General features: G+C 62.1%; 26 protein-coding genes. 16 read left to right on the top strand and 10 right to left on the bottom strand.

The features are described from left to right. Positions 1-63: 63 nt before the first annotated feature. From ACN0X7_RS18055 to ACN0X7_RS18045, 3 genes are read right to left on the bottom strand one after another with little or no spacing between them, the layout of a single operon-like run. A complete protein-coding gene (locus ACN0X7_RS18055) occupies positions 64-2,160 on the bottom strand; it encodes a CHASE2 domain-containing protein (protein WP_417519865.1) in 2,097 nt (698 codons plus the stop codon). Between the two features lie 58 nt (positions 2,161-2,218). Further along, a complete protein-coding gene (locus ACN0X7_RS18050) occupies positions 2,219-3,169 on the bottom strand; it encodes an MBL fold metallo-hydrolase (RefSeq protein ID WP_417519864.1) in 951 nt (316 codons plus the stop codon). Between the two features lie 4 nt (positions 3,170-3,173). Next, complete coding sequence (locus ACN0X7_RS18045; protein WP_417519862.1) at positions 3,174-3,548, bottom strand: STAS domain-containing protein; 375 nt, start codon at positions 3,546-3,548, stop codon at positions 3,174-3,176. Positions 3,549-3,710: 162 nt separating this feature from the next. Here ACN0X7_RS18045 and ACN0X7_RS18040 point away from each other — a divergent pair, with 162 nt between their 5' ends. After that, a complete protein-coding gene (locus tag ACN0X7_RS18040; RefSeq protein ID WP_417519860.1) occupies positions 3,711-4,331 on the top strand; it encodes a glutathione S-transferase family protein in 621 nt (206 codons plus the stop codon). A 42-nt stretch (positions 4,332-4,373) separates the two neighbouring features. Here ACN0X7_RS18040 and ACN0X7_RS18035 read toward each other — a convergent pair whose 3' ends face one another. Continuing rightward, complete coding sequence (locus tag ACN0X7_RS18035) at positions 4,374-5,183, bottom strand: enoyl-CoA hydratase/isomerase family protein (RefSeq protein WP_417519858.1); 810 nt, start codon at positions 5,181-5,183, stop codon at positions 4,374-4,376. 69 nt (positions 5,184-5,252) lie between these two features. Here ACN0X7_RS18035 and ACN0X7_RS18030 point away from each other — a divergent pair, with 69 nt between their 5' ends. From ACN0X7_RS18030 to ACN0X7_RS18005, 6 genes are all read left to right on the top strand, one after another. Then, complete coding sequence (locus ACN0X7_RS18030) at positions 5,253-6,140, top strand: SDR family oxidoreductase (protein ID WP_417519856.1); 888 nt, start codon at positions 5,253-5,255, stop codon at positions 6,138-6,140. A 56-nt stretch (positions 6,141-6,196) separates the two neighbouring features. Next, positions 6,197-6,388, top strand: coding sequence for a type II toxin-antitoxin system HicA family toxin (locus tag ACN0X7_RS18025; RefSeq protein WP_417519854.1), 192 nt, complete (start codon positions 6,197-6,199; stop codon positions 6,386-6,388). Between the two features lie 26 nt (positions 6,389-6,414). Then, positions 6,415-6,804, top strand: a complete 390-nt coding sequence (locus ACN0X7_RS18020; RefSeq protein WP_417519852.1) for a type II toxin-antitoxin system HicB family antitoxin — start codon at positions 6,415-6,417, stop codon at positions 6,802-6,804. A gap of 31 nt (positions 6,805-6,835) precedes the next feature. Beyond that, positions 6,836-8,455, top strand: a complete 1,620-nt coding sequence (locus ACN0X7_RS18015; RefSeq protein ID WP_417519850.1) for an acyl-CoA carboxylase subunit beta — start codon at positions 6,836-6,838, stop codon at positions 8,453-8,455. 120 nt (positions 8,456-8,575) lie between these two features. Further along, positions 8,576-10,153 (top strand): trimethylamine methyltransferase family protein, encoded by a 1,578-nt coding sequence (locus ACN0X7_RS18010; protein ID WP_417519848.1) that lies wholly within the window; start codon positions 8,576-8,578, stop codon positions 10,151-10,153. Between the two features lie 54 nt (positions 10,154-10,207). Continuing rightward, a complete protein-coding gene (locus ACN0X7_RS18005; protein ID WP_417519846.1) occupies positions 10,208-12,640 on the top strand; it encodes a GcvT family protein in 2,433 nt (810 codons plus the stop codon). A 57-nt stretch (positions 12,641-12,697) separates the two neighbouring features. Here the strand turns inward: ACN0X7_RS18005 and ACN0X7_RS18000 are convergent, their stop codons facing one another. The 5 genes from ACN0X7_RS18000 to ACN0X7_RS17980 form a co-directional block, all read right to left on the bottom strand. Next, on the bottom strand, positions 12,698-12,919 hold the full coding sequence (locus ACN0X7_RS18000) for a DUF1150 family protein (protein ID WP_417519844.1): 222 nt from the start codon (positions 12,917-12,919) through the stop codon (positions 12,698-12,700). After that, positions 12,912-13,382, bottom strand: coding sequence for an Hsp20 family protein (locus ACN0X7_RS17995; RefSeq protein ID WP_417519842.1), 471 nt, complete (start codon positions 13,380-13,382; stop codon positions 12,912-12,914). The genes ACN0X7_RS18000 and ACN0X7_RS17995 overlap by 8 nt, the downstream gene beginning before the upstream one ends. 420 nt (positions 13,383-13,802) lie before the next feature. Continuing rightward, positions 13,803-14,273: a hypothetical protein gene (locus tag ACN0X7_RS17990; RefSeq protein ID WP_417519840.1), complete on the bottom strand. Its 471-nt coding sequence runs from the start codon at positions 14,271-14,273 to the stop codon at positions 13,803-13,805. 10 nt (positions 14,274-14,283) lie between these two features. Then, positions 14,284-15,438, bottom strand: coding sequence for a HigA family addiction module antitoxin (locus ACN0X7_RS17985; protein WP_417519838.1), 1,155 nt, complete (start codon positions 15,436-15,438; stop codon positions 14,284-14,286). A gap of 12 nt (positions 15,439-15,450) precedes the next feature. Next, entirely contained in the window at positions 15,451-15,747 is a 297-nt protein-coding gene (locus ACN0X7_RS17980; RefSeq protein WP_417519836.1) for a hypothetical protein, read from the bottom strand. 110 nt (positions 15,748-15,857) lie between these two features. On the opposite strand from ACN0X7_RS17980, the gene ACN0X7_RS17975 reads away from it, so the two are divergent. The 3 genes from ACN0X7_RS17975 (at position 15,858) to ACN0X7_RS17965 (ending at position 19,044) form a co-directional block, all read left to right on the top strand. Then, the gene (locus ACN0X7_RS17975; protein ID WP_417519834.1) at positions 15,858-16,757 is read left to right on the top strand and encodes an IS1 family transposase; all 900 of its coding nucleotides are present in this window, start codon (positions 15,858-15,860) and stop codon (positions 16,755-16,757) included. A gap of 79 nt (positions 16,758-16,836) precedes the next feature. Beyond that, the gene (aroA, locus tag ACN0X7_RS17970) at positions 16,837-18,168 is read left to right on the top strand and encodes a 3-phosphoshikimate 1-carboxyvinyltransferase (RefSeq protein WP_417519832.1); all 1,332 of its coding nucleotides are present in this window, start codon (positions 16,837-16,839) and stop codon (positions 18,166-18,168) included. Between the two features lie 15 nt (positions 18,169-18,183). Then, positions 18,184-19,044 (top strand): ATP-binding protein, encoded by an 861-nt coding sequence (locus ACN0X7_RS17965; protein ID WP_417519830.1) that lies wholly within the window; start codon positions 18,184-18,186, stop codon positions 19,042-19,044. A gap of 23 nt (positions 19,045-19,067) precedes the next feature. On the opposite strand, the gene ACN0X7_RS17960 is transcribed toward ACN0X7_RS17965, so the two are convergent. Next, positions 19,068-19,250 carry a FitA-like ribbon-helix-helix domain-containing protein gene (locus ACN0X7_RS17960; RefSeq protein WP_417519828.1) on the bottom strand — a complete coding sequence of 61 codons (183 nt, stop codon included), beginning with the start codon at positions 19,248-19,250 and terminating at the stop codon, positions 19,068-19,070. A 178-nt stretch (positions 19,251-19,428) separates the two neighbouring features. On the opposite strand from ACN0X7_RS17960, the gene ACN0X7_RS17955 reads away from it, so the two are divergent. The 6 genes from ACN0X7_RS17955 to ACN0X7_RS17930 all read left to right on the top strand — a co-directional run bounded on the left by ACN0X7_RS17955 (position 19,429) and on the right by ACN0X7_RS17930 (position 26,144). Beyond that, complete coding sequence (locus ACN0X7_RS17955) at positions 19,429-20,355, top strand: hypothetical protein (protein ID WP_417519826.1); 927 nt, start codon at positions 19,429-19,431, stop codon at positions 20,353-20,355. Positions 20,356-20,363: 8 nt separating this feature from the next. Beyond that, positions 20,364-22,382 carry a CocE/NonD family hydrolase gene (locus tag ACN0X7_RS17950; RefSeq protein WP_417519824.1) on the top strand — a complete coding sequence of 673 codons (2,019 nt, stop codon included), beginning with the start codon at positions 20,364-20,366 and terminating at the stop codon, positions 22,380-22,382. 120 nt (positions 22,383-22,502) lie between these two features. Continuing rightward, a complete protein-coding gene (locus ACN0X7_RS17945) occupies positions 22,503-23,615 on the top strand; it encodes an S-(hydroxymethyl)glutathione dehydrogenase/class III alcohol dehydrogenase (RefSeq protein ID WP_417519822.1) in 1,113 nt (370 codons plus the stop codon). Between the two features lie 119 nt (positions 23,616-23,734). After that, on the top strand, positions 23,735-24,520 hold the full coding sequence (locus tag ACN0X7_RS17940; protein ID WP_417519820.1) for an SDR family NAD(P)-dependent oxidoreductase: 786 nt from the start codon (positions 23,735-23,737) through the stop codon (positions 24,518-24,520). A gap of 148 nt (positions 24,521-24,668) precedes the next feature. Then, complete coding sequence (locus ACN0X7_RS17935; RefSeq protein WP_417519818.1) at positions 24,669-25,124, top strand: GNAT family N-acetyltransferase; 456 nt, start codon at positions 24,669-24,671, stop codon at positions 25,122-25,124. A 96-nt stretch (positions 25,125-25,220) separates the two neighbouring features. Beyond that, positions 25,221-26,144, top strand: a complete 924-nt coding sequence (locus tag ACN0X7_RS17930) for a P-loop ATPase, Sll1717 family (protein ID WP_417519816.1) — start codon at positions 25,221-25,223, stop codon at positions 26,142-26,144. Positions 26,145-26,180 lie beyond the last annotated feature (36 nt).

Below are 26,180 nucleotides of genomic sequence, written 5' to 3'. Positions count from 1 at the left end.
TTTCCCGACGATGTGCCGCCTTTCGCGCTGGCGGACCACACACGGTCTCTCAACAGGCGGTGATCAGGCCGGGCCGAACCAGCGGAACCCCAGAATGGTGATGTCGTCGGACGCCGGCGCTTCTCCCGCATGGCCCTTCACGTCCTCATAGATGGCGGTACGCATGGTCCCGGCGTCGGCATCGACCGGCAGTCCACGCAGCAGATCGTAGAGGCGATCATTGCCGTACAGTTCCCCGGCCTCGTTCATGGCTTCGGCGATGCCGTCGGTCGTGATCAGCATCATCTGGCCGCGTTCGAACGTCATTTCGGCGGCCATGTAGGGGAAATCGTCCATCACGCAGATTGGCGGTCCGCCACCGTCTTCCAGCGCCATCACGGCGTCGTCGCCAGGGGCGAAGATCAGCGGCGGCTCATGCCCGGCGTTGCAATAGCGCATGACGCCGGTGTTCAGGTCGATGATCCCGGCGAACAGGGTGACGAACAGCATGTCCGGGTTCTCGCGGCTGATCTCGTTGTTGGCCGCCATGGTGATGTCGTCGATCGCCTCGATCCCGCGCAGCACGGCGGATTTGTACAGCGCCTTCGAGATGGCCATGAACAGGCTGGCGGGCAGGCCCTTGCCCGAAACATCGCCGACGGCCACGAACAGGCGGTCCTCGTCGATCAGGAAGAAATCGTAGAGGTCACCGCCGACATCCCGAGCCGGCTCCAGCATCGCCGCCAGCGAGTACCGCGTGTCGTCGTCATGCACCGGTTCGGGTTGCGGCAGCAGGTTGAACTGGATGTCGCGCGCGGCGTCCAGTTCACCCTGTACGCGCGCGCGCTCCTCGCGTTGAAGCTGCAGGGTACGCGCCAGCGCGCGGCGCTGTGCGGTGGCCAGCTGCAGGGTCGTCAGCAGCATGGCGATGCCGACCAGCACGCCGGACAGCGCGGGCCCGACGGTGAAGATCACGATCTGGCTGGTGGCATAGATCAGCAGTCCGACCGCAAGCACGAACAGCAACGTCACCGCGACTGCCGGTGCGCCGTAAAGGGCACGCAGCCGCGGCACCGCGAAGATGAAGAAGGCGCCGACCACGACGATCAGGCCCAGCTCCAGCATGGGCCCCCAGTTCGGGCGGGAGATGAAGTTCGATTCGTCCATCGCTTCGATGGCCTGGGCGTGAACCTCGACCCCCGGCATCCGGTCCCGCAACGGCGAGGTCGGGAAATCGACCAGACCCTGACCGGTCAGGCCGACCATGACGATGGCGCCCTCCAGACGCGCCAGGGCATCGGAGGCGCCCGTCAGCACATCATGCGCAGAGACATACCGGTCGGCGTAGGGCGGGGAGAATGGCACATAGATGCTGCCGTCCTTCAGCGTCGGGACCGTCCAGTCACCGATCCGCACAGACGCAATGCCGGACGCGTCGCCGGTGACATGAATATCCGCATCCATCGCCACCCGCAGCAGTTCCGCAGCGAAACCGGGGACCGGCTGCCCGTTCACGCTGGCCACGACCGGTATCCGGCGGATGATGGCATCCGGGTCCTCGACGGCATTCACCAGCCCCCGACCGTAGGCCGCCACCGCGATCTCCTCGATGGAGCGGTCGACACCGGGAAAGCGGATCAGATGGTCCAGCGCCGCGAGATCCGAGAACCCGATGGGCGCACGGGCCGGCATCCCGTTCAACCCTGCGCCCTGCCGCGTGCCCGCCAGCGCCAGCACGGAATAGGTCCGGCCCAGCACATCGGCCAGCGTCGCATCGTAATCGGGCAGGGCTTCCAGAAAGGTGCGGACTTCCTGCGGCAGGTCCGGATCGTCCGGGATCGCCCGCGCGGGTGACTGCCGGTCCGGATCCAGAAACAGGATGTCCAGCCCGATGGACGCCGCGCCGGACTCACCGATCCGGCGTATCAGCTGCGCCACCTTCGTCCGGGGCCACGGCCATTGCCCCTCTGTGGCGATCGACCTTTCGTCGACGGCCACGATCACGGGCAGGGTCGACGTCGCTTCGCGCGGGCTGATCTGCTGGTAGATGTCCAGCTGCGTCAGCTGGATCAGGCTCTGGTCATCGACCAGAAATCCGTGCCAGATCAGGCAGCCGAGCAGGACGAGCATGCCAAGGGCCCGTCCGCGCCACAGCGTCAGCACCCGTTGTGCAGGTGACATCTGTGCGCGGATTTCCTCGGGTGCTGCAGCGGGCGGCGGTTCCGTCCCGGACACCGGATCAGGTCTCGACAGTCAGACCGTCATAGGACGCCATGACGGAGAGGGGCGCGGCCTCACCGCGCATGATTTCTTCGTAGCGCCGCGTCTCCGCCTCGACCTGGGCGATCTGGGCATCCGAATAGATCGGTTCGTGATGGAACAGGCAGAGCTGCTTCACGTTGGCCAGATGGCACAGCTCCACCCCGACCATGTTCGACGAATGGCCCCAGTCTTCCTTCAGCGATGTTGCTTCGGCCAGCGAATACATGCTGTCGAAAACCACCACATCGGCATCCTTGAAATACTTCACGAAGTAGGCGGTTTCGTCCGCGTCCTCCAGCTTGTGCTCGGAATCGGTCGAATAGACCGCGACCTTGCCGTCCTGTTCGAAACGGTAACCGTAGGAATCGCCGTGATGAAGCTGTCTGAACGGCGTCACCGACAGGCCGGCGATCTGGTAGGTCTGTTCCGGTTCCAGCTTCACGAACTCGATGTCCGCGCCCAGAAAATCGAAATGCACCGGGAAGCTCGGGTCGGCCTGCTGGCGGCGGTAGGCCTCTTCCAGCACGTCGTGGCAGCCGTGAATGCGCACCTTGTTGCCCGGAATGTAGGCCGGAACGAAGAACGGGAAGCCCATGATGTGATCCCAGTGCACGTGGCTCTGGAACACGTTGTAGACCTGCGGCGCACCGGGGCCATGACGGCCCATGCAGTCGAGCGCGAACCGCCTGGCACCCGATCCCATGTCGCAGACGACATATTCATCGCCGCCGGTCTGAATCTGGACGCAGGAACTCTCGCCGCCGTAGGTGCCGCGCAGGTGAAACGGCAGCGCATCGACGGCGGCTTCGGCATCGCTGTTGCCGCTCTCGGCCAGGGCCTCTACGGCGCCGATGATCTTGTCGCGCACGTGGTCGGCATTCATCGAGGTGGGAATCGAGCCGCGGGTGCCCCAGAACCTGACCTTCACCGGTCTACTCGTCGGTGTAGGCGGCCGCGGCCAGGGCCGACACGGCCTGCAGGGCGGCGGGCATTTCATCGAAGGTCGGGAAGACCTTGTCGAAGTGGCTGATCTGGAAGACCTCCCTGACCACCTCCTGCATCGACGCGACGCGAATGGTGACGCCCTTGGGCGCAGCCTGCTTGTTGGCGATCATCAGGGCGCGCAGACCGACGGAGGAAATGTAGTCGACCTTCGACAGATCGACGACGATCTGACCGTTCTTCTCGATCGCGGTATCGACGCGCGCGGTCAGTTCCTTCTGGAATTCGGCGGCGGAATTCTGGTCGATACGACCGGATACCCGCACGACAATCGCTTCGCCATATTCGGCTGACGTGACTTTCATGATCCCCTCGCCCAAGCAATGCCGCTTCCCTCAGCGTGCGCGATCATAGGCGGGTTGGCCAGCAGCGGCAACGCGGAACGTCGAACCCTTGCGCCGGCTTGACCTTGGGGCAGTGGCGCACAAGTTTCCGGCCTGCCGATGGAAACGCGAAGGGACCGCAACATGGCTGAATATCAACTCCACTGCTTCGGAGAATCGGGCAATGCCTACAAGGCCGCCCTGATGCTCGCGCTCAGCGGCGCGGACTGGGAGCCGCTCTTCGTCGACTTCTTCAACGGCGCGCACAAGAAGCCCGAGTATCTGGCGATCAATGAAATGGCCGAGGTGCCTGTGCTGGTGCACGGGGACAGGACTTTTGCGCAGTCGGGTGTGATGCTCGACTATCTGGCCGAGACGACCGGCAGGTTCGGTCCGCGCGACGATGACGAGCGCCGCGAGATCCTGCGCTGGATGCTGTTCGACAATCACAAGTTCACCTCGTTCACGGCGACCTATCGCTTCATGAGCACCTTCGTGAAGGAACCGGATCCCGGCGTGGTGGCTTTCGCCAAGGGTCGGATGCTGGGCGCGATGCAGATCGTCGACAACCGGCTCAAGGACCGCGACTTCCTGCTGGGCGAGCGGCTGACCATCGCCGACCTCTCGCTGCTGGGCTACATGTACTACACCGACGAATTCGGCATGACCGGCTGGCCCGACCATCCGAACATCCGCGCCTGGACCGAGCGCGTCGCGGCGATGGACGGCTGGCAGCATCCCTACGACATGATGCCGCGAAAATAGATCGGCGCCGGGTTCTCCGGGTTCGGGCTTCCAGCCGACGGGTCAGTTGCCCGAATAGACCGGCTTCCGCTTTTCCATGAAGGCGCGGACGCCCTCGTGAAAATCAGGGCCGCTGGCGCACAGGATCTGGTTGCGGTCCTCCATGGCGACGGCCGCTTCCAGGCTGGGCGCATCGACGGACATGTTCAGGCATTCCTTGGTCAGGCGCAGGCCCAGCGGCGTGGCGTTCAGCAGATCGTCCACGAAGGGCTGCGCGGCGGTTTCCAGATCGGCATCCTCGACGATTTCCGAGACCAGACCCGTGGCCAGCGCCCGCTCGGCGCCGATATAGCGGCCCGTCATCATCAGTTCGCTGGCCACCGACACGCCCACCAGGCGCGGCAGGAAATAGGACACGCCGATATCGCAGGCGGAAAGCCCCAGCCGGATGAAGGCGGCGTTCATCTTGGCACTCTTGCCCGCGATGCGGATATCGGAGGCCAGGGCGAACGCAAACCCGCCGCCCGCGCAGCCGCCATGGATCAGCGACAGAATCGGCTGCGGACATTTCCGCATCCGCATGACGATCTCCGAGATGCGGCGCTGGGACCGCAGCCCGTCGGCGGAGGACCGCGACTCGGGCTGCTCTGAATTGCGGCCCGCGCGTTCCTTCAGGTCCAGCCCGGCGCAATATCCCCGGCCCGCGCCGTGCAGCACGACCACGCGCACGCTGTGATCCATGTACAGACTCTGGAAATAATCCAGCAGCGCGTCGATCATATCGGCGTTCAGGCTGTTGTAGGCATCGGGCCGGTTCATGGTCACCCAGTCCACCGCCCCGCGCTTCTCGATCTTCAGAACCTCGTCAGACATGCATTTTCCTCCCGTTGCAAAAAATGCTCTATTGATTGGGGAGCAAAGGCAAGCGGGGAGGCTTGGACCTTGGGATACAGTTCCATTTTCCGGGACGGCATATTCGATGGCCGGACCTATATCGTGACCGGTGGCGGGACAGGCCTGGGCCGATGTGCAGCGCATGAGATCGTCGCGCTGGGCGGGACGGTGGCGCTGGTCGGGCGCACCCTGTCCAAACTGGAGACGACCGCCGCCGAGATCGAGGCCGAAGGCGGCACCGCGACGTGCCATGTCGCGGACATCCGAGACGAAGAGCGGGTCACGGCGATGATCGGCGAGATCATCGATGCGCACGCCCGGATCGATGGGCTGGTCAACAATGCGGGCGGGCAGTTCTCGGCGAAGATCGAGGATATCTCGGCCAAGGGCTGGGATGCCGTGGTGCGCAACAATCTGACCGGCGGGTTCCTGATGAGCCGCGAGGTCTGGAAGCAATGGATGCGCGACCATGGCGGCGCTATCGTTAACATTACCGCCGAATTCGATCTGGGCCTGCCAGACATGGCCCATTCGGGTGCGGCGCGGGCCGGCATGGACAATTTCACCAAGACGGCGGCCCTGGAATGGGCGCACGCGGGGGTGCGGGTCAATGCGGTTGCGCCGGGCTGGGTCGCGTCGTCCGGCTATGACAATTATCCGCCGGAGGTATCCGCCGAACTGGCCACGCGCGACCGTTATGTCCCGTTGCGCCGCCACGGCGTCGAGGCGGAAGTTTCTGCAGCCATCGTGTTCCTGCTGTCCGACGCCGCCGCCTACATTACCGGCCAGAGCATCGGCATCGACGGCGGCGCACCGCTGGAACGCGGACATCGGCCTTCTGAGCCCGGCGAACGTCATAACCGGGCCTGGGACGGGTTTCATCTGTACCAATCGCCCAGAGCACTGCGGGGTCGTTTGACCGACGACGAGACCTGATCTGGACATGGACCGCAAACTGCATAAATATATGCATACGATCACGGGCATGGCCGGTGCCTGAACGTGATAGCCGCAGGATCATCCGGCGATTGCTGACGGAAGGCTGGCAGGAAGTTTCCCGGAAGGGGTCTCACAGAACGTTCAAGCATCCGAAGGAACCGAAGCTGGTTACCTTGCCGCATCCGCGAAAGGATCTGAAGACCGGTACCGCTCGATCGATCGCCCGCATGGCGGGATGGCTTTGAAATCCGAAAGGTCAGCGAGAAACACGATGCGTTATCTGGCAGTACTGACACCCGACACCGAAGAAGGTGGCTTCACGGTCACCTTTCCCGATCTGCCGGGATGTCTTTCGGAAGGCGACACGGCGGACGCGGCCATCGAGAACGCAGTAGATGCGCTGTCGAGCCATGTAGAAGGTCTGATCAAAGCCGAGATTGCCCCGCCGCCGCCGTCCCGTGTGGAAGACGTTGGCGCGATCGGTCAGGGCGAGGTGCTGGTTTTCGTACCCTTGATCGTCGAAAGCGGCGAGAAGGTCAGGCTGTCGGTATCCCTGGATCGCGGTATCCTGACTGCGATTGACGAGGCCGCCCGCGCGCAGGGTGCCAGCCGCTCGGGCTTCATCGCTTCCGCCGCGCGTCGCGCCATCGCGCAGACATGAAATCGTAATCGAACGAAAGAGGGATCACGCTGTGGCCGTTCTGACATCCAAACTCTCAACGCAGTCCGACGGCTTCAGGCAGAACCGCGCGGATATGCTGGCGAAGATCGAAGGCATTCGGGCGCTGGAACAGAAGGTCCGCGATACCTCGAACGCCAAGGCGGACGTCTTTGCCAAACGGGGCCAGTTGACCCCGCGCGAGCGCATCGACCGGCTGCTGGACAAGGGGTCGCCGTTTCTGGAGATCCAGACGCTGGCGGGGCTTGGCTTTCACGACGATGACGGCGTGGACGACATCATGGGCGGCGGGACCATCATCGGCATCGGCTATGTCGCGGGCGTGCGCTGCATGGTCAACGCCTCCGACAGCGGCATCAAGGGCGGGACGATCACGCCGCTGGGCAGCAAGAAGGCGCTGCGCGGTCAGGACATCGCCCTGAAACAGAAACTGCCGCGCATCAGCCTGATCGAATCGGGCGGGGCGAACCTGAAATATCAGGCCGACCTGTTCGTCGAGGGCGGCAAGACCTTCTATAATCAGGCGAAGATGTCGGCGGCGGGTATTCCGCAGATCACGGTCGTGCATGGCTCGTCGACGGCGGGCGGAGCCTATGTGCCGGGCATGTCCGATTACACGATCATGGTGAAGGGCGGCGCGAAGGTTTTTCTGGCCGGACCGCCGTTGCTGCTGGCGGCCACAGGCGAGGTTGCGACCGACGAGGAACTGGGCGGTGCCGAGATGCACACGCTGGTTTCCGGGGTATCGGAGTTCATGGCCGAGAACGATGCGGACGGCATCCGTCTGGCACGCGAGGTCATGGCCAAGCTGCGCTGGAACGACCGCCTGCCCGCCGCGACGCCGAAGACCTTCGCCGAACCACTATACGATCCGGACGAGATCTGCGGGCTGGTCCCTGTCGACTATCGCAAGCCCTATGACTGCCGGGAACTGATCGCGCGGCTGGTCGACGGCTCTGATTTCGTGGACTTCAAGGCGGAATACGGTGCGGCGACGGTCACCGGCTTTGCCGAGATCATGGGGCATGCGGTCGGGCTGATCGGCAACAACGGCCCGATCGACAATGCGGGCGCGACCAAGGCCGCGCAGTTCATGCAACTGTGCGATCAGTCCGATACACCGGTGATCTTCCTGCACAACACCACCGGCTTCATCGTCGGCACCGAGTCCGAGCGCGGCGGGATGGTCAAGCACGGCTCGAAGATGATCCAGGCGGTCAGCAACATCCGCGTGCCCAAGATCACCCTGCACGTCGGTGCCAGCTTCGGGGCGGGCAATTATGCCATGTGCGGACGTGCCTATGACCCGGATTTCATCTTCGGCTGGCCCAACTACAAGATGTCGGTAATGGGCGGCGAACAGGCGGCGACCGTGCTGAAGATCGTTGCCGAGGCGGGCGCGAAACGGAAAGGCGTGGAGCCCGATCACGACCGGATCCAGAAGATGTATGACGGCATCGTCAGCCAGTTCGACCGCGAGGGGGAGGCGGTCTACAACACGGCGATGATCTTCGACGACGGGCTGATCGACCCGCGCGACAGCCGTAAGGTACTGGGGCTGTGTCTCGATATCTGCCGCGAATCCGGACAGCGTCCGCTGAAACCCAACAGCTTTGGCGTCGGCCGGATGTAGGTCGCCGACAGAACACAATGGGGCGCAGCCTGACGATTTCCCAATGCGCCATCGGGTGTCAGACTTCGCGCTGGCATTCGGCCCATTCCGGTCGGGTCGAAGCGACAGGGGACACTTTCGATGGCGGAAGAACGGGCAGCGTCGGGCGGCGGACGCCGCAGGGGCGGCCGACGGCGCGACGGTGTCGGCGAAGCCGGGCGCGGACCGGAGCAGATCATCGAGCAGCGTCCCTTCAGGCAGCCGCGGCTGCCGTTTCCGCCGACCGAACTGCTTTCGGCGGACGAACTGGAATCGATCCATCGGGCCTCGCTGGATGTGCTGAAGGAAATCGGCATCGACTACATTCACCCGGAAGCGAAGGCCTTGCTGAAGGCCGCCGGGGCGGATGTTGACGCCGACAGTGATCGTGTCCGGTTTGACCCGGATCTGGTCGAAGGTGTGATCGGGCTGGCCCCTTCGGCTTTCGATTTCCATGCGCGCAATCCGGAACACACGGTCCGTTTCGGCGAGAATTATCTGGTCTACTGCGCAGCCGCCAGCGCCCCCAATGCGTCGGACATGCAGGGCGGACGCCGCGCCGGAAACCGCGAGGACTACCGCAATTTCCTGAAGCTGGGGCATCAGTTCAACGCCGTCCACATCTGGGGCGGCTATCCGGTCGAACCCGTCGATATCCACGCGGGCGTGCGGCACCTGGAATGCCTGCACGATATGCTGACCATGTCCGACAAAGCGGTCCACGCCTACAGTCTGGGCCGCGAACGCATCGTCGACGGCATGGAGATGGTGCGCATCGCACGCGGTGTCGATCACGAAACCTTCGATCGCGAACCGTCGGTCATTTCCATCATCAATTCCTCCTCGCCGCTGCGCATGGACACGCCCATGCTGGAAGGCATGATCCAGCTTGCGCGGCGTGGACAGCCGGTCGTGCTGACGCCCTTCACGCTGGCCGGTGCGATGGCCCCGGTCACGCTGGCCGGTGCGCTGGTGCAGCAGAACGCCGAGGCGCTGTCGGGGTTGGTTTTCAGCCAGACGGTGAAGGCGGGCGCGCCCTTCGTGTACGGCGGCTTCACCTCGAACGTGGACATGAAGTCGGGTGCCCCCGCCTTCGGTACGCCCGAGGCCATGCGGACCTCGATTATCGGCGGGCAACTGGCGCGGCGCTACGGGTTGCCGTACCGGTCGTCGAACGTGAATGCGGCCAATGCGATGGATGCGCAGGCGGGCTATGAGAGTGTCTTCTCCCTCTGGGGCGCGGTGATGGGCGGGGTCAACATGCTGAAGCACGGCCTTGGCTGGATGGAAGGCGGGCTGCATACCTCGTTCGAGAAGTTCGTGCTGGACGCGGACCTGCTGCAGATGGTCAGCGAGTTCCTGACGCCCATCGGCGTGACCGAGGCCGATCTGGCCCTGGACGCGATGCGCGAGGTCGGACCGGGCGGTCACTTCTTCGGCTGTGAACACACGCAGAGCCGCTACAAGACCGCCTTCTACAATCCGCTGATTTCCGACTGGCGCAACTTCGAGAGCTGGGAGGAAGCCGGGCGGCCCGATGCCTATGGCAAGGCGAACCGGATCTACCGGGACATGATCGCCGCCTATGAACCTCCGCCCATGGATGCCGCCATCCGCGAAGAGCTTGATGCCTTCGTTGCCAGGCGCACCGAAGAAGGCGGCGCACCGACGGATTTCTAGACAGGTATCGCTCTGCTCAACCCTGATCCCGAACGACTGGAGAATCAAAGACCCATGAACAGTTCAGCCCAGGTCGTCGTCATCGGCGGCGGAGTCGTCGGCACCAGCGTGCTCTACCATCTGACCAAACTCGGCTGGACCGACGTCATGCTGATTGAACGGTCCGAACTGACCTCGGGATCGACATGGCATGCGGCGGGCGGGATGCACACGCTGAACGGTGATCCCAATGTCGCCAAGCTGCAGCGCTATACGATCGATCTCTACAAGGAAATCGAGGAACTTTCCGAGCAGGCCTGCGGTGTGCACCTGACCGGCGGCGTCCTGCTGGCCGACACGCCCGAGCGGATGCAGTGGCTGAAGATGGCCGCGGCACGCGGGCGCTATCTGGGCATCGACTACGATCTGATCTCCGTCTCCGAAGCCAAGGAACTCTTTCCCCTGCTGGAGGAGGAGTATTTCGTCGGGGCCATGTACACCCATGACGATGGTCATCTGGACCCGTCGGGCGTAACCCATGCCTACGCCAGAGCAGCCCGGATCAACGGGGCCGAGATCGTGCTGCGCAACCGGGTGACCGGCCTGAACCAGCGCCCGGATGGCACCTGGAACGTCGAGACCGAACAGGGACCGGTGCACGCGACCCATGTGGTCAACGCCGGCGGCCTGTGGGCGCGCGAGGTCGGGCGCATGGCGGGGCTGGAACTGCCCGTGCTGGCCATGGAGCACATGTATCTGCTGACCGAGGACATGCCCGAAGTCGCCGAGATCAACGAGCGCACCGGCAAGGAAGTGCTGCACGCGATCGACTTCGGCGGTGAGATCTACATGCGGCAGGAACGTGGCGGGATGCTGATGGGCACATACGAGCGTGCCTGCGTGCCCTGGTCGCCCGATGACACACCCTGGGATTTCGGCCACGAACTGCTGCAGCCCGATCTGGACCGGATTTCGCCGTCGCTGGAAGTGGGCTTCAGGCATTTCCCGGCGTTCCAGCGCGCAGGAATCAAGCAGATCATCAATGGGCCTTTCACCTTCGCGCCGGATGGAAACCCTCTTGTCGGGCCGGTGAAGGGCCTCGCCAATTACTGGTGCGCCTGCGGCGTGATGGCCGGGTTCAGCCAGGGCGGCGGTGTCGGTCTGGCGCTGTCGAACTGGATCGTCAACGGCGATCCGGGCTTCGATGTCTGGGCGATGGATGTCGCGCGGTACGGTGACTGGGCCACGAAGGCCTATACCTCCGCCAAGGTGCAGGAGAACTATTCGCGGCGGTTCTCGATCACCTTCCCGAACGAGGAACTGAAGGCCGGACGGCCCCTGCGCACGACACCGATCCATGACCGTCTGAAGACCGAGAACGCGGTGTTCGGCGCATCTTTCGGCGTGGAGCATGCGCTCTGGTTCCAGGAAAAGGACAGGGAACCGGTCGAGGATGTCACCTTCATGCGCTCCAACAGCCACGCGCAGGTCGCCCGCGAATGCGCGGCGGTACGCGAAGGCGTCGGCATGATCGAGACCTCCAACTTCGCGAAGTACGAGGTCACCGGACCCGGCGCCGAGGTCTGGCTGAGCCATCTGCTCGCCAACCGGATGCCGAAGACGGGCCGGATCGTGCTGTCGCCGATGCTGAACGCGGAAGGGGGGCTGATCGGCGATTTCACGGTCGCGAAGGCGGGGGACGAACGCTTCTATGTCTTCGGTTCCGGCGTCGCCGAGACCTATCACATGCGCTATTTCCTCTCGCATCTGCCCGATGACGGGCGGGTTCATGTCCGGGCACTGGGGCTGGAGATGTGCGGCCTGTCGATTGCCGGCCCAAAGGCGCGTGATGTTCTGACGGCGGTCACCGATCAGGATATCTCGGCGGATGCTTTCAGGTTCATGGACTTCCGGGAGATGGAACTGGGCATGTTCCCCGCGAAGGTCGGCAGGATCAGCTTCACCGGCGATCTGGGTTTCGAAATCTGGATGAAAGCCGACTATCAGACACAGATCTATGACCTGCTGCGCGCGGCAGGGGCAGAACACGGGATGGCCCTGTTCGGCGGGCGGGCGCTGAACGGGCTGCGGCTGGAGAAGAACTTCGGCACGTGGGCGCGGGAGTACCGCCCGATCTACGGACCTTATGCAGCCAACCTCGGGCGCTTCGTTGGCACCCGGAAGAATGACTTCATCGGCCGGGACGCGGCATTGCGTGAGCGCGACGAGGGACCGGAACTGCGGCTGGTCGCCCTGAAGGTGGATGCGACAGACGCGGACGTGATCGGCGACGAACCGGTCTGGATCGATGGCAAAGTCAGGGGCTGGATCACGTCAGGTGGCTACGCGCATGCGTCGGACGCGTCGGTCGCCATGGGATATGTGCCGGCCGAATTCGCCGAGGCTGCGGATGCACCGTTCGAGGTCGAGATCATCGGAGAGCGTCGCAAGGCGGAACTGCTGATCGATCCGCTGTTCGATCCGTCCGGTTTACGGATGAGAGCCTGAGCCGGCGAGGCAGAACGACAGTCATCCCCGCGCGTGCCGGGGATGACTGCCGATGGATCAGTGCACGCTGACCGGCATCAGTTCGTGCTGCCGGACGGTGATGAAGGCGAGTTCCCGCGAGGGGGCGATGCCCATCTGCATGCCGTTGGCGGCGAAGATGCCGAAGGCCTTCTGGCCGCCATCGACTTCGACGGGGCGGACGTAGGCCAGCGCCTGCGCGCCGACATTGGCCAGGACTTCCGGGGACATGGTCCGGATCTGATCAATTGCATCAGTCATTGCTCGCCTCCTGCTTCATGCTGTCGCTCAGTACGGGCCGTGACGGCGCGTTCTTCGAGCGGATGTTGATGGTCTTCACCAGCGTCTCCGACACCGGGCGGCTGAGATCGATGTTCAGCAGGCCGTTGTCCAACTGTGCGTCATCGACTTCGATTCCTTCCGCCAGCACGAAAGCGCGCTGGAATTGCCGCGTGGCGATGCCACGATGCAGGAAAATCCTTTCGGAAGTGTCTTCACTGCGCCGGCCCCGAATCACCAGCTGGTTCTCCTCGACCGTCACGCTGAGATCCTCGTCGCCGAATCCGGCGACCGCCAGCGTGATGCGCAGGGACTGTTCCCCGGTCTGTTCGATGTTGTAAGGCGGGTATCCGTCGTTCGCCGACTTGGCGACGCGGTCGAGCACGCGTTCCACGTGATCGAAGCCCAGCAGAAGCGGGCTGTTGAAAAGCGACATCCGTGTCATGGACCGTCCACTCCTTGTTCCAAAGCGAGCCAGACAGACGCGACCGAAGCAGTCGCGCCCTTGACGAACCCTCTTCGAGGCATTCGCTGGGATATATTTATGCGTCGCGCGCTGCCATTCAAGCGGCTGGTGGGTAGTGGGTCAGTTTGAAATCTGACCCGGAAACCTTTGAATTGCAACGTCGCCCGCTCATCTCCATATTCGGGCCATGACCGATAAACCTAAGAGACCGCGCGACGCAAACCAGTTGGCGAAGTCAATTGTGGACATGGCTACAGGGTGCGAGGTCGAGTTTAGTCCCGACACCTCGGCACAGCGTAAAGGCGGAAAAAAGGGCGGAGAGCAGCGCGCAGCTTCACTGACGCAGCAGCAACGTGAGGAAATAGCACGTGTGGCGGCAGAGGCCCGCTGGAAGAAGGACTAAGCCGCCACTTCAACCCCAAATCTGCGCTCTTCAATATCATCCCGGAAATCGAACAGCATTTGAATCGGTTTCTGATCTTCGTGGATAGCGTTGTACGCTTCAACGTCGGTGCTGAGTTGAACGCAGTCACCCACGATCTGTTCACGCCTTTGAATGAAAGCCTTTTGCATGTGGTCCCGTGGCGCATCATTCATGATGGCCCAAAAGGTGTATTGCACTCCACCCCTGGTGACGCGAACCGCATGATTGACTCGATACCGCCGCCCATCCTTGTCGGTCGCGTACTCTTCTCTGAGGGCATCCGACATATCCGATGCGAGTTTGTCCAAAGGATCGACTTCGGGCATCTCGATCATACCCTGTGAGATACCCCAAGCGACCGCTTCGCGAGCGGTAGCAGGTACAGCACCATGTGTGGCCTCATACTTGTGCCAGACTCTTTGTAGTTGCTCTTTGTACTTGGCCATATGCCTTCTCCTACAAGCTTACTGGAACAGGATCGCCCCACCCATCCATGGTCGCTGCGCCTTTTAGGAATTGTCGGATTTTTACTTTATGCTTCGCCAGCCAGCTGTACTTGTTCACCTTGTACTGAGCAGCCATCTTGAATTGCAGCTGCCCAACAACTATTCCTGGGTGGCGTTGTAGTCGCCGGGCTAGACCGAGTGTGTCGCGCTCAGCCATATAAGGATACTTTCGGATCACAAACGAATCGAGGGCGTCTTGGTCTGCACAAAACTGAGATGCGGCGCGGTTTGCTCGCATTTCCTCTTCCGGCAAATTTTCAGCCTCGGGGTCTAGATCAACATCAACCCTCTCACTCGAAATTTTTTCGCGTTGACCGTCCTTATTCAATAGATGTTCAATCTCATGTCGCAATACGAACCAGAAATTATCGATTCTGTCGTGGCGGCAGGTCATCCCGATAACCGGCGACTTTTGATCAAGCCAAAAACAAACACCATCAATATTCGCCTTTGGCAACGTCTCGACGACAACGAAGCGAACACCAGCATCATTAAGAGCGCGCGGGACATTCCGAATTTCTTCGGGATCAACAAGGAATCTTTCCATTTCCGCTAGCGCAGCCAACAGCTTTTTTTCGGAGTACGCAGGGACGATGATTTCTTCCGCGATCTGCATTACCCGGAATAGCCACGCCCATTGAAGTGGCGTCGTCTCGGAGTATTCGCCACCCTTTTTCGCGTTGTGAACGAGGCAGGGCACCTGATCTAAGGCATTTGTGCGGAAGAATCTCATGACCTGCGCTTCTAGAAGCGAAATGTCCTGCGTGTCTTCAAACCATTCGCGCTTGATCATTTCACGAATTGGAAAGACCGACTGAAGCTTTGCCCGGCGTTCAATCGCAGGATCTGCTTCACGAGCAACCGACAATTCGTAAGCTTTTTGAAGATTCAGAAAATACTCAGCTGAAATCCCAAAAGCTTTCGACAGCGATTGTGCCATATCCGGGCTAATCCCTCGCTTGCCGGACATGATAGGATTTATGGCCTGCTCCTTTACGCCAAGAATATAGGCCAAGTCGCGCTGAGCCCAGCCGCGAGCATCTAGTTCGTCACGGATAAATTCCCCCGGATGAGGGACTTCTTTCAACATCGCTGCAATGCTCATGGAATGCCCTCCCTAGTGCGGGTCACCGATAAAGGTGACGGTTGCCACGGCGCTGGCGCCCTCGCCTGAGACCGTGAAGAATATCCTGTACTGCCTGTTCACACGAACCTGCCTAGTCTCATCGCCGTCCCCCTTGCGAATTTTGTAATCCAGCCCGCCGATGTTGAGGAGATCGCGTTCGAAGGTCGCTGCTTCGAGTTTCAGCAGCGTCTTCCTAGCAGCCTTTATCACGGCGACTGGTAGCCCCATCTTGTGAGCCTCGTCTGTGCATATCCGTGCCAGATCGTCGTTCGCGAACTTCACTTCCATGCTGACTCTTCATATAGCGCGCTGGCGGAAAGATCAATAAGCGACTTAACCTCATGCATTTATTTTCGTATATGCTTGACTATTGGTCATTTTGAAATTAGACAGAGCGTATGAACAAGCTTGACGCCAAAAGCCGCGCTCTGATCATCCGACTTCTGGTCGAGGGCAACAGCATTCGCTCAACGGCACGTATCGCGGACGTGTCCAAGAACACTGTCAACAAGCTGCTGATCGAAGCGGGCAAGGCATGCTCAGAGTACCACGACGCCAACGTCCGCAACGTGAGGGCATCCGTTATTCAGTGCGATGAAATCTGGTCGTTCACCTACGCCAAGCAGAAAAACGTTGCGACGGCGAAGGCCGCCCCGGAAGGCGCTGGCGATACGTGGACCTGGACCGCGCTGGACAGCGAAAGCAAGCTGATCGTGTCGTACATGGTAGGTGGACGCGACAGTGAGTATGCCGTCGCTTTTATGGATGATTTGCGTGATCGTCTAGCCACCCGAGTTCAACTGACCACTGACGGTCACAAAGCTTATCTGGAAGCCATAGAGGGCGCTTTCGGCGGAGATGTGGACTACGCCCAACTTGTGAAGATCTACGGCGGTGTGACGGGCTCGCAGGGCCATGAGAAGAAGTACAGCCCCGCCGAATGCACCGGCATTCGCAAACGCCGGGTGGAAGGCAACCCGGATAAGGCGCTGGTCTCCACTTCGCATGTCGAGAGGCAGAACTTGACGATGCGGATGCACATTCGGCGCTTCACACGGTTGACGAACGCTTTCAGCAAGAAGGTCGAGAACCATTGCTACGCTGTCGCGCTGCACTTCATGTATTACAACTTCTGCCGCCAGCATAAGTCGCTCAACAAGCTGACGCCCGCTATGGCAGCTTGTGTGACGGATCGCCTTTGGGATATCGAGGACATCATTGCGCTGGTCGATGAGGCCGCGCCGAAACCCGGTCCTCGCGGTCCATACAAAAAACGCGAGTCCGGAATTTCAAACTGACCCACTACCGGCTGGTGCGCTCCATCGCGGCATGCTATCGCCGGGCAGCACTTTCGACGATCAGCATTCAGGGCACTTCATGGCCACCATCATCGCTCATCCGCTGACGGGCTCCGGCCTGTCAGGCACGATCACTGCGCCGGGCGACAAGTCCGTCTCGCACCGGTCGCTGATGTTCGGTGCCCTGGCTGTCGGACAGACCCGCATCTCCGGCCTTCTGGAAGGTGAGGACGTGCGCGCGACTGCGAACGCGGTGGCGGCGCTGGGCGCAACGGTGGTCAGGACGGGGGAAGGGACGTGGACCGTGGACGGGGTTGGTGTCGGCGGCCTTTCCGAACCCGAGAAGGCGCTGGACCTGGGCAATTCGGGCACTGGTGCCCGACTGCTGATGGGGCTGGTAGCGGGACATCCGATCACGGCGACCTTCACGGGCGATGCATCGCTGTCGAAGCGGCCCATGAACCGCGTGACCGAACCGCTCAGCCGGATGGGCGCCGTCTTCCACGGTCGTGAGGGCGGCCGTCTTCCCATGACGGTGACCGGTCCGGACCTGGCCATGCCCATCGACTACACCAGCCCCGTGGCGTCGGCCCAGGTGAAGTCAGCGGTGCTTCTCGCCGGCCTGAATGCGCCGGGCGTGACGACGGTCCGTGAACCCAAACCCTCGCGTGATCACACCGAAAACATGCTGCGTCAGTTCGGGGCCGACGTGACCTCCCGCACCGGGGACGGCACGAATGTCGTCTCAATCACCGGTCAGCCGGAACTGAGTCCCCAGACGATTGTCGTGCCGGGAGATCCGTCGTCGGCGGCGTTTGCGGTGGTGGCCGCGCTGATCCTGCCGGGCAGCGACGTGACGGTCTGCAACGTCGGCCTGAATCCCCTGCGCGCCGGTCTGTTCGAGGTGCTGCGTGCAATGGGCGGTCGGATCGACGTGCTTGGCGAGCGTCTTGAAGGCGGCGAGCCCGTTGGCGACCTGCGGGTGCGGGGTGGTGCGCTGAAAGGCACGATCGCGCCGCCCGCGAATGCCGCATCGATGATCGATGAATATCCGGTGCTGTGCGTGGCTGCCGCGCTGGCCGAGGGTGCCACCGAGATGCGCGGCATCGAGGAACTGCGTGTGAAGGAAAGCGACCGGATCGCGGTCATGGTCGCGGGTCTGCGCGCGGCGGGTGTCGAGGTCGAAGAGCATGACGACGGCATGACCGTGCACGGCGCGGGCGGAAAGCCACCGGCAGGCGGCTGTAGCATCGACGCCAGCCACGATCACCGGATCGCCATGAGTTTTCTGGTGCTGGGCCTGGCCGCCGCGCAGCCCGTGGAGGTCACCGGTGCCGAGACCATCGCCACCAGCTATCCGGCCTTTACCGCCCACCTGCAGGGCCTTGGCGCCACCATCGAGACCCGCTGAACGAGAGAAGATGTGATGACAGAACCCGGCGTGAACATCCTGCTTGCCCGCATTGCCGACGCGCTCGACCGGATCGCGCCGCCCGCCGTGACCGAACTCGACATCGACGCGGCCTCGGCTTTTGTCTGGAATGCCGAGACGATCAGCCTGATCCCGGTCCCCGCGGTCAATCACGTCGATATGGAACTGCTGAAGGGGATCGACCATGTGCGCGAAATCCTGACCGAGAACACGCGCCGCTTCGCCAACGGCAATCCGGCGAACAACGCGCTGCTGTGGGGGGCGCGCGGCATGGGGAAGAGCTCTCTGGTCAAGGCGGCCCATGCGACCGTCAATGCCGAGATCAGCGACCGGCTGATCCTGATCGAGATCCACCGGGAGGACATCGCCTCGTTGCCGCGGCTGCTGCCGATGCTGAAGGCCCATGGCGACAGCCGTTTCATCCTGTTCTGCGATGACCTCTCCTTCGATCACGACGATACGGCTTACAAGTCGCTCAAGGCGGTGCTGGATGGCGGCATCGAGGGGCGTCCGGACAATGTGATCTTCTACGCCACGTCGAACCGCCGGCACCTGATGCCGCGCGACATGGTGGAAAACGAGCGCTCGACGGCGATCAACCCGTCCGAAGCGGTCGAGGAGAAGGTCTCCCTGTCCGACCGGTTCGGACTGTGGCTGGGATTCCATTCCTGCAGCCAGCAGGACTATCTCGCCATGGTGCGCGGCTATTGCGACCGCTACGGGCTGGATATCGGCGAGGACGACATGAAGGCCGAGGCCCTGGAGTGGGCCACCACGCGCGGATCGCGTTCGGGCCGCGTCGCCTGGCAGTACATTCAGGACCTTGCCGGGCGCCAGGGCAAGCGTCTGGACTGACCTCTGTCGGGGGCTGACCCGGCTCAGGCGGCGCCTGCGACCCGCTCCAGCAGTTGCCATTTCTCGTCCGGCGTCATGTCCCGCGCGACGGCGGCCATCATGATTTCCCGCAGTTCCGCTTCCAGTGACCGCCCCTGCTGGCGCGCGCGCCGCTTCAGCCTGTCCAGCACCTGATCATCCAGTTTTCTGACCGTCACCGTCGCCATCTCGACCTCCAGTTTGTTCTTTTTTTGTTCTAACAAGTCGAACGATGCAGAGTCAATCCGGCTTTCGGTTCTGGCATTCGGTTCAGGCTGGCGTCATCCGGCCCGAGCGCTATGGCCAACCAATCGACCGTCGGTCATAATCGCCGGCATGCCGATATGTGAAGCTGATCCCTGGCGCTTGCAGTATTTCGAGGGCGTCGCATGCCCCGACGATGTGCGCGTGCCCACCGAGGACGGGGACGCCTGGTCGTGGTACCCCGATCACAAGTGGGTCTACAACAAGCTGGAAGTGGCAGAGAGCCAGGGCTTCGTCTGCGGCCCGCACGGGCTGGAGCCGCCATCGTTTCCCGTCTTTTCAAAGCCGGTGTTCAACATGCGCGGCATGGGCACGGGCAGCCGTATCCTGCGGACCCAGCGCGAGTACAAGGCGAATCAGAAACCCGGCCACATCTGGACGCCGTTGCTGGAGGGCGAGCACATCTCGTCGGACGTCGCCGTGGTCGATGGCGATGCGCGCTGGTGGCGGCACACGTTCGGCAAGCCGCTCGAAGGCGGCATGTTCGACTACTGGACCGTGCTTGCCGAACCCAAGGCGGAGATCGAGGCCCATTGCGACGCATGGCTCGGCAAGCACCTGCGCGGCTATACCGGCATGGTCAATTTCGAAACCATTGGTGCGCGGATCATCGAGGTGCATCTGCGGTTCGCCGACCAGTGGCCCGACCTCTACGGCGGTCGGCCCTGGGTCGAGGCGCTTGTCGGGCTGTACGCCAAGGGAGACTGGGATTTCGACGACAGGGACCGGCGCACGGGCTACAGCGTGGTCCTGTTCGGCGGTCACGGGCTGCAGTACCGCCATCCGCCGCCGGAACTGGTGGACGAGGTGCGCCGGATGGACGGCGTGTCCAGCGTCCAGATCACTTTTCACGACGACCGTCCGCCGTCCTGGCATGCCATGCCACCGGGTGGTTTCAGGCTGGCCATCGTGAACTGCTGGGACCTGGAACCGGGGATGCGCGCCCGGGAACGGCTGGCGCTCAGTTTCTGGTCGACGCAGCAACTTGCGCCGGGCCGCAGACGCGCAAAACTGCGCGATAGCGGCTGATCCGCCAGGTGGACCTGACCCGCATCGAAGAGATCGAGAACGTCTGGATTCCGATGCCTGACGGTGCCCGGCTGGCAGCGCGGCTCTGGCGTCCGGTCGATTGCATATCGCGCCCCGTACCGGCGTTGCTGGAGTATCTGCCCTACCGCAAGCGGGACTTCATGCGATCGCGCGACGAGCCGATGCACCGGTATCTCGCGATGTCCGGATACGCGTGCCTGCGGGTGGATCTCCGGGGCAGCGGCGATTCCGACGGCACCATGACGGACGAATACACCCAGCGCGAACTCGAAGACGCGCTGGCGGTGATTGCCTGGATCGCCGAGCAGCCCTGGTGCACCGGTGCCGTCGGCATGACCGGCATTTCCTGGGGCGGCTTCAATGCGCTGCAGGTGGCGGCGCTGCGGCCCCCGGCGCTGAAAGCCATCATCAGCCTGTGCGCTGCTGATGACCGCTACAGCGACGATGCGCACTATAAGGGCGGCTGCCTGCTGAACGAGAACATGCAGTGGGGTTCGATCCTGACCCTGTACAATACGCTGCCGCCCGATCCCGAGATTGCCGGAGAGAGCTGGCGGCAGACCTGGCTGGACCGGATCGCCGCCGCCGAGCCGGCCCCAGTGAACTGGATGCGCCACCCCGCGCGCGACGCCTACTGGCAGCACGGATCGGTGGCCGAGGATTACGACGCCATCGGCTGCCCGGTGTTTCTGGTGGGGGGCTGGGCCGATGGCTATTCCAACGCCGTGCCGCGCCTGCTCCAACATCTGGACGTGCCGCGACTCGGCCTGATCGGGCCCTGGGCGCATACGTTTCCGCATGACGGCGTGCCCGGACCCGCGATCGGTTACCTGCAGGAAGCGCGCCGCTGGTGGGACCACTGGCTGAAGGGCGAGGATACCGGCATCATGGACGAGCCGATGCTGCGCGCCTGGATTCAGGACAGTGTGCCGCCCGCACCGCAGTATCAGCTGCGGCCCGGCCGCTGGGCCGTCGAGCACGCATGGCCCAGCCCGCGCATCGAACGGCAGCGGCTCTGGCTGAACTGGGGTCATCTGGCCGACACGCCCGGGGAGATCGACGAGGTGAGTTTTTCCTCGCCGCATACATTGGGGGTCCGGGCGGGCGAATGGTGCGGCTTCGGCTCGGAAGGCGAAGCCCCGCGCGATCAGCGCGCGGACGACGGCGGTTCGCTGGTCTTCGACACCGACATTCTGGAGCAGGGGATCGACCTGCTGGGCGCGCCCGAACTGGAACTGGAGGTTTGCGCCGACCGTCCCGTGGCCTTTCTGGTCGCGCGCCTGTGCGATGTCGCGCCCGACGGCACGTCGGCACGGATCTCCTACGGCATTCTGAACCTGTGCCATCGCGACAGCCATGCGGAACCGGAAGCTCTGACGCCCGGACACTGGTATCGCGTGAAGCTGAAACTGGACGATCTGGGACAGGCCATTCCCGCCGGGCACCGCCTGCGCATCGGCCTGTCCACCGGATACTGGCCGATGATCTGGCCGGCCCCGGAGCCGGTCACGCTGTCGGTCAGGTTCGGCACCGGCCATCTGGATCTGCCCGTCCGACCGCCCGCACCGGCGGATGCCGCCATGCGGCCCTTTGACGAGCCCGTCGCAGCCGAGGCCGCGCGGCACAAGAAGCTGCAGCACCTGGACATGCGGCGCACGATCGAGATCGACCTCACCACCAACGAGATGATCTACACGCTGAAAGGCGATGGCGGCGAACTCGGCGGCGCGTCGCTCGCGCGGATCGAGGCGATCGGGCTGGATATCGGCTATACGATGATGAAGCGCTATCGCATCCTGGAGGACGACCCGCTGTCCGCGGAGACCGAACTGGTGCAGACCGCGATCCTGAAGCGCGCGGGCTGGCACATCCGCATCGAATGCCGCACGCGGATGACAGCCACGGCGGAGACATTCCAGTTCACGGGCGATCTGGAGGCCTTCGAGAACGAGGTCTCGGTCGGTGCCCGCCACTGGACGCAATCGGTACCCCGACGGTTGCTGTAGGCCTGCAGCCGGCTTCAGACCGCAAAAAATGACACACCGGTCACGCCCTGCAATGGACACCATTCGACTTCGCCCATAGCATCGCGGGCAATATTCGATATCGACGAGGGGAAGCCGATCATGGACACACGCGCAGCCGTGGCGATCGAGGCGGGCAAGCCGCTGGAACTGACGACCGTGCAACTGGACGGGCCGAAGGAAGGCGAGGTTCTGGTCGAGATCAAGGCGACCGGCATCTGCCACACCGATGAATTCACCCTGTCCGGCGCGGACCCCGAAGGCATCTTTCCGGCCATTCTGGGTCACGAGGGCGCGGGTGTGGTCGTCGATGTCGGGCCGGGCGTGTCCAGCCTGAAGAAGGGCGATCACGTGATCCCGCTCTACACGCCGGAATGCCGCCAGTGCGAATACTGTCTGTCGGGCAAGACCAACCTCTGTCAGGCGATCCGCGTGACACAGGGCCAGGGCCTGATGCCCGACGGGACCAGCCGGTTCTCGATGAACGGGGAGAAGGTGTTCCACTACATGGGCACCTCGACCTTCTCCAACTACACCGTCGTGCCGGAGATCGCGCTGGCGAAGATCCGCGAGGACGCACCCTTCGACAAGGTCTGCTACATCGGCTGCGGGGTCACCACCGGCATCGGCGCGGTGATCAACACGGCCAAGGTCGAACCCGGCACCAACTGTGTGGTCTTCGGGCTGGGCGGCATCGGCCTGAACGTCATTCAGGGCCTGCGCATGGTGGGCGCGGACCGGATCGTCGGCGTCGACCTGAACCCCGAGCGCGAGGCCATCGCCCGCACCTTCGGCATGACCCATTTCATCAATCCGGACGACGTCGGGCGCGACAAGGTCGTCGATGCGGTCGTCGAGGTCACCAAGGGCGGCGCGGACTACAGCTTCGAATGTATCGGCAATGTCGAGGTCATGCGTCAGGCGCTGGAATGCTGTCACAAGGGCTGGGGCGAAAGCGTCATCATCGGCGTCGCAGGCGCGGGTCAGGAGATCGCCACCCGGCCCTTCCAGCTTGTCACCGGGCGCGTCTGGCGCGGCACGGCCTTCGGCGGCGCCAAGGGCCGCACACAGGTGCCGCAGATCGTCGACTGGTACATGGACGGCAAGATCAACATCGACGACCTGATCACCCACGTCCTGCCGTTCGAGAAGATCAACGAGGGCTTCGACCTGATGCACGCGGGGGAATCCATCCGCAGCGTGGTGACCTTCTGATACGGAAGTGTCACCCCCGCTTCATGCGGGGGTCCGGAGCGGCTTCGCCGCAGGCTTTTGGTTCGCCGGATGCCCGCATGAAGCGGGCATGACAGGAAACTGCGGGGAGGCAGTGCGACATGACACAGACAATCGATCTTTCGGGGCGGGCGGCGCTGGTGACCGGCGCGGGCAGCGGCATCGGGCGCAAGACGGCGCATGTGCTGGCGGACGCGGGCGCATCCATTGCCTGTACCGACGTGAACCTGGGAACCGCGGAAGAAACCGCCGCGGCGATCAAGGACGCGGGCGGCGAGGCCATCGCCATCGCCCATGACGTCGTGGAAGAGGCGCAATGGGCCAATGCGGTCAATGCCACCACCGAGGCCTTCGGCAACCTGCGCATTATGGTCAACAATGCCGGGATCGAGTTGGTGAAGACCATCGACCAGATCTCGACCGACGATTTCCGCCGGGTGATGGACATCAACGTGCTGGGCGTGTTTCTGGGCATCCAGGCCTGCGCCGATGCGATCCACAACTCGGGCGGCGGGTCGATCATCAACCTCTCGTCGGTGGCCGGATTGATCGGTGCACCGCGTCAGGCGGCCTATTGCGCGTCCAAGGGCGCGGTGCGGCTGATGACGAAGGCGACAGCGCTGGAACTGGCGGGTCTCGGCAAGCAGGTCCGCGTGAACTCGGTCCATCCGGGCATCATCGAGACGCCGATGATGGATGACCTGATCCAGGGCGTGCCCGAAGAGGAACGCGAGGCCCGCATCGCACAGATGCACGCGCGCCACCCCATCGGGCGGCTGGGCCAGCCCCTCGACATCGCCAACGCGATCCTGTTCCTGGCCTCCGACATGTCCGACTTCATGACCGGTTCGGAAGTGGTCGTCGATGGCGGCCTGACCGCGAACTGAGGTTGGTGTGATCCGGTCCATTAAGCGGTCCGGGGCATGGGTGGGAGGTCCTCGGGTCAAGCCCGAGGACGCAAGAGAGCCTGTATTTCCGCCTTCGGACTTGATCCGAAGGCCTCACACGTTCCAACCGGCAGGACAGGGCTGATCGATGACCATCATCCGCCCCGCCACGCCCGATGATCTGGATGCCATGGTGCGCCTGCTCGGCCACCTGTTCGCACAGGAAGCCGAGTTTGCGCCCGATCCGGAAGCCCAGCGCCGTGGCCTCGACCTGATCCTGAACGACGCGGACGCAGGCAGGTTGCTGGTCGCCGAGCGCGACGGCCGCCACATCGGCATGGTCGGCCTGCTCTACACGGTCTCCACCGCGCTCGGCGGACGTGTGGCCCTGCTGGAGGACATGGTCGTCGACCCGATTGCGCGCGGCGGCGGCACTGGCCGGGCCCTGCTCGACGGTGCGATCGCGCAGGCAAGGGCAGACGGTGCTCTGCGCATCACCCTGCTGACCGACGGTGACAACGCAGGCGCGCAACGGTTCTATGCGCGCGCCGGATTCACACGCTCGGACATGGTGGCGATGCGGTTGATGTTGCAGTTGGCTTGAAAGATGGCTTCCCTGCACAACTTTATTCGATTGAGTGCATCAAATTGCAGTGGTAAATTATAAATTTTGTAATCGAGCCATCTAAGGAGAGAATTTGTGTCGCGACGTAGAGCATCAGATATTCCAATTTTGCGCCAAGGAATGACTATTGGACACAATGCTGCAGAAAATGATGAGTCTTATTTAGAAGAATGTTTCGTTCTTTATCCGCCTGTCGAGCAGTGCAGTGATCACGATTCGAGCGCAATGATTGTGGCTGGTCGAACAGGTTCTGGAAAAACAGCTATTTTGCAATATATCGAATCAGTTTCTCAAAATTGTTTTTCAATAGACCCACAAGAAATGTCTATGGGGTACATATCAAACTCTGATCATATAAAGTTTCTGAACATAATAGATGCGAATTTGGATCTGATATTTCAAGCTCTTTGGAAGCACGTATTGTGTATTGAATTTATAAGAATGAAATACAATATCGAAGACTCAAATAGATCTATTAGTGTATTTTCAATACTGGAAAGTGTTATTGGAGTAAACAAGAGGAAAAAAAGAGCAATTGATTATCTGGAGAACTGGCGCGATAAGTTTTGGATAACCGTTGATGAGAATGTCCGAGAAATAGTGGAAAACACAAATGCAAAGATTGAGGCTGAGTTTGGATCTGAGATACGAAAATTTAGGGCGAGAAGCAGCTACGGTCGACAGTTGAGCGCAGAAAAGCGATCTGAACTGAAAGATAGATCAAGAAAAATAGTAAATTCGGATCAAATGTCAGAACTTTCAACAGTAGTTGATATGCTGAAAGAGGTTGATAGTGAAAATAGACAAGAAAAATACGTGATTACAATTGACAGTCTTGATAGTGATTGGGTTGATGATGATATTAGATTCGAGCTGATTCGAGCTTTGATAGAGACTCTTAAATCAATGAGGCGAATAACTAGTTTAAAAATTTTAGTTGCTTTGAGATCAGATATATTAGGACACCGACTCATTAGCTCTCAAGCAGATACGAACTGACGCGAGCTTTATGAGGGCGAGATAGTTCTCGGGGTG

Source organism: Minwuia sp., from assembly GCF_048263705.1.
Lineage (GTDB): Bacteria > Pseudomonadota > Alphaproteobacteria > Minwuiales > Minwuiaceae > Minwuia.
This window is presented reverse-complemented; position numbering and strand designations above follow the sequence as displayed.

Excerpts from the sequence above, each read along its gene's own strand:
- ACN0X7_RS18005 (WP_417519846.1), top strand. The coding sequence starts at position 10,208 with ATGAACAGTTCAGCCCAGGTCGTCGTCATCGGCGGCGGAGTCGTCGGC.
- ACN0X7_RS18045 (WP_417519862.1), bottom strand. The coding sequence starts at position 3,548 with ATGAAAGTCACGTCAGCCGAATATGGCGAAGCGATTGTCGTGCGGGTA.
- ACN0X7_RS18020 (WP_417519852.1), top strand. The coding sequence starts at position 6,415 with ATGCGTTATCTGGCAGTACTGACACCCGACACCGAAGAAGGTGGCTTC.
- ACN0X7_RS18035 (WP_417519858.1), bottom strand. The coding sequence starts at position 5,183 with ATGTCTGACGAGGTTCTGAAGATCGAGAAGCGCGGGGCGGTGGACTGG.
- ACN0X7_RS17985 (WP_417519838.1), bottom strand. The coding sequence starts at position 15,438 with ATGAGCATTGCAGCGATGTTGAAAGAAGTCCCTCATCCGGGGGAATTT.
- aroA (WP_417519832.1), top strand. The coding sequence starts at position 16,837 with ATGGCCACCATCATCGCTCATCCGCTGACGGGCTCCGGCCTGTCAGGC.
- ACN0X7_RS17960 (WP_417519828.1), bottom strand. The coding sequence starts at position 19,250 with ATGGCGACGGTGACGGTCAGAAAACTGGATGATCAGGTGCTGGACAGG.
- ACN0X7_RS17995 (WP_417519842.1), bottom strand. The coding sequence starts at position 13,382 with ATGACACGGATGTCGCTTTTCAACAGCCCGCTTCTGCTGGGCTTCGAT.
- ACN0X7_RS18000 (WP_417519844.1), bottom strand. The coding sequence starts at position 12,919 with ATGACTGATGCAATTGATCAGATCCGGACCATGTCCCCGGAAGTCCTG.
- ACN0X7_RS18010 (WP_417519848.1), top strand. The coding sequence starts at position 8,576 with ATGGCGGAAGAACGGGCAGCGTCGGGCGGCGGACGCCGCAGGGGCGGC.
- ACN0X7_RS17945 (WP_417519822.1), top strand. The coding sequence starts at position 22,503 with ATGGACACACGCGCAGCCGTGGCGATCGAGGCGGGCAAGCCGCTGGAA.
- ACN0X7_RS17980 (WP_417519836.1), bottom strand. The coding sequence starts at position 15,747 with ATGGAAGTGAAGTTCGCGAACGACGATCTGGCACGGATATGCACAGAC.
- ACN0X7_RS17935 (WP_417519818.1), top strand. The coding sequence starts at position 24,669 with ATGACCATCATCCGCCCCGCCACGCCCGATGATCTGGATGCCATGGTG.
- ACN0X7_RS17975 (WP_417519834.1), top strand. The coding sequence starts at position 15,858 with ATGAACAAGCTTGACGCCAAAAGCCGCGCTCTGATCATCCGACTTCTG.
- ACN0X7_RS17990 (WP_417519840.1), bottom strand. The coding sequence starts at position 14,273 with ATGGCCAAGTACAAAGAGCAACTACAAAGAGTCTGGCACAAGTATGAG.
- ACN0X7_RS18055 (WP_417519865.1), bottom strand. The coding sequence starts at position 2,160 with ATGTCACCTGCACAACGGGTGCTGACGCTGTGGCGCGGACGGGCCCTT.
- ACN0X7_RS18040 (WP_417519860.1), top strand. The coding sequence starts at position 3,711 with ATGGCTGAATATCAACTCCACTGCTTCGGAGAATCGGGCAATGCCTAC.
- ACN0X7_RS17940 (WP_417519820.1), top strand. The coding sequence starts at position 23,735 with ATGACACAGACAATCGATCTTTCGGGGCGGGCGGCGCTGGTGACCGGC.
- ACN0X7_RS17965 (WP_417519830.1), top strand. The coding sequence starts at position 18,184 with ATGACAGAACCCGGCGTGAACATCCTGCTTGCCCGCATTGCCGACGCG.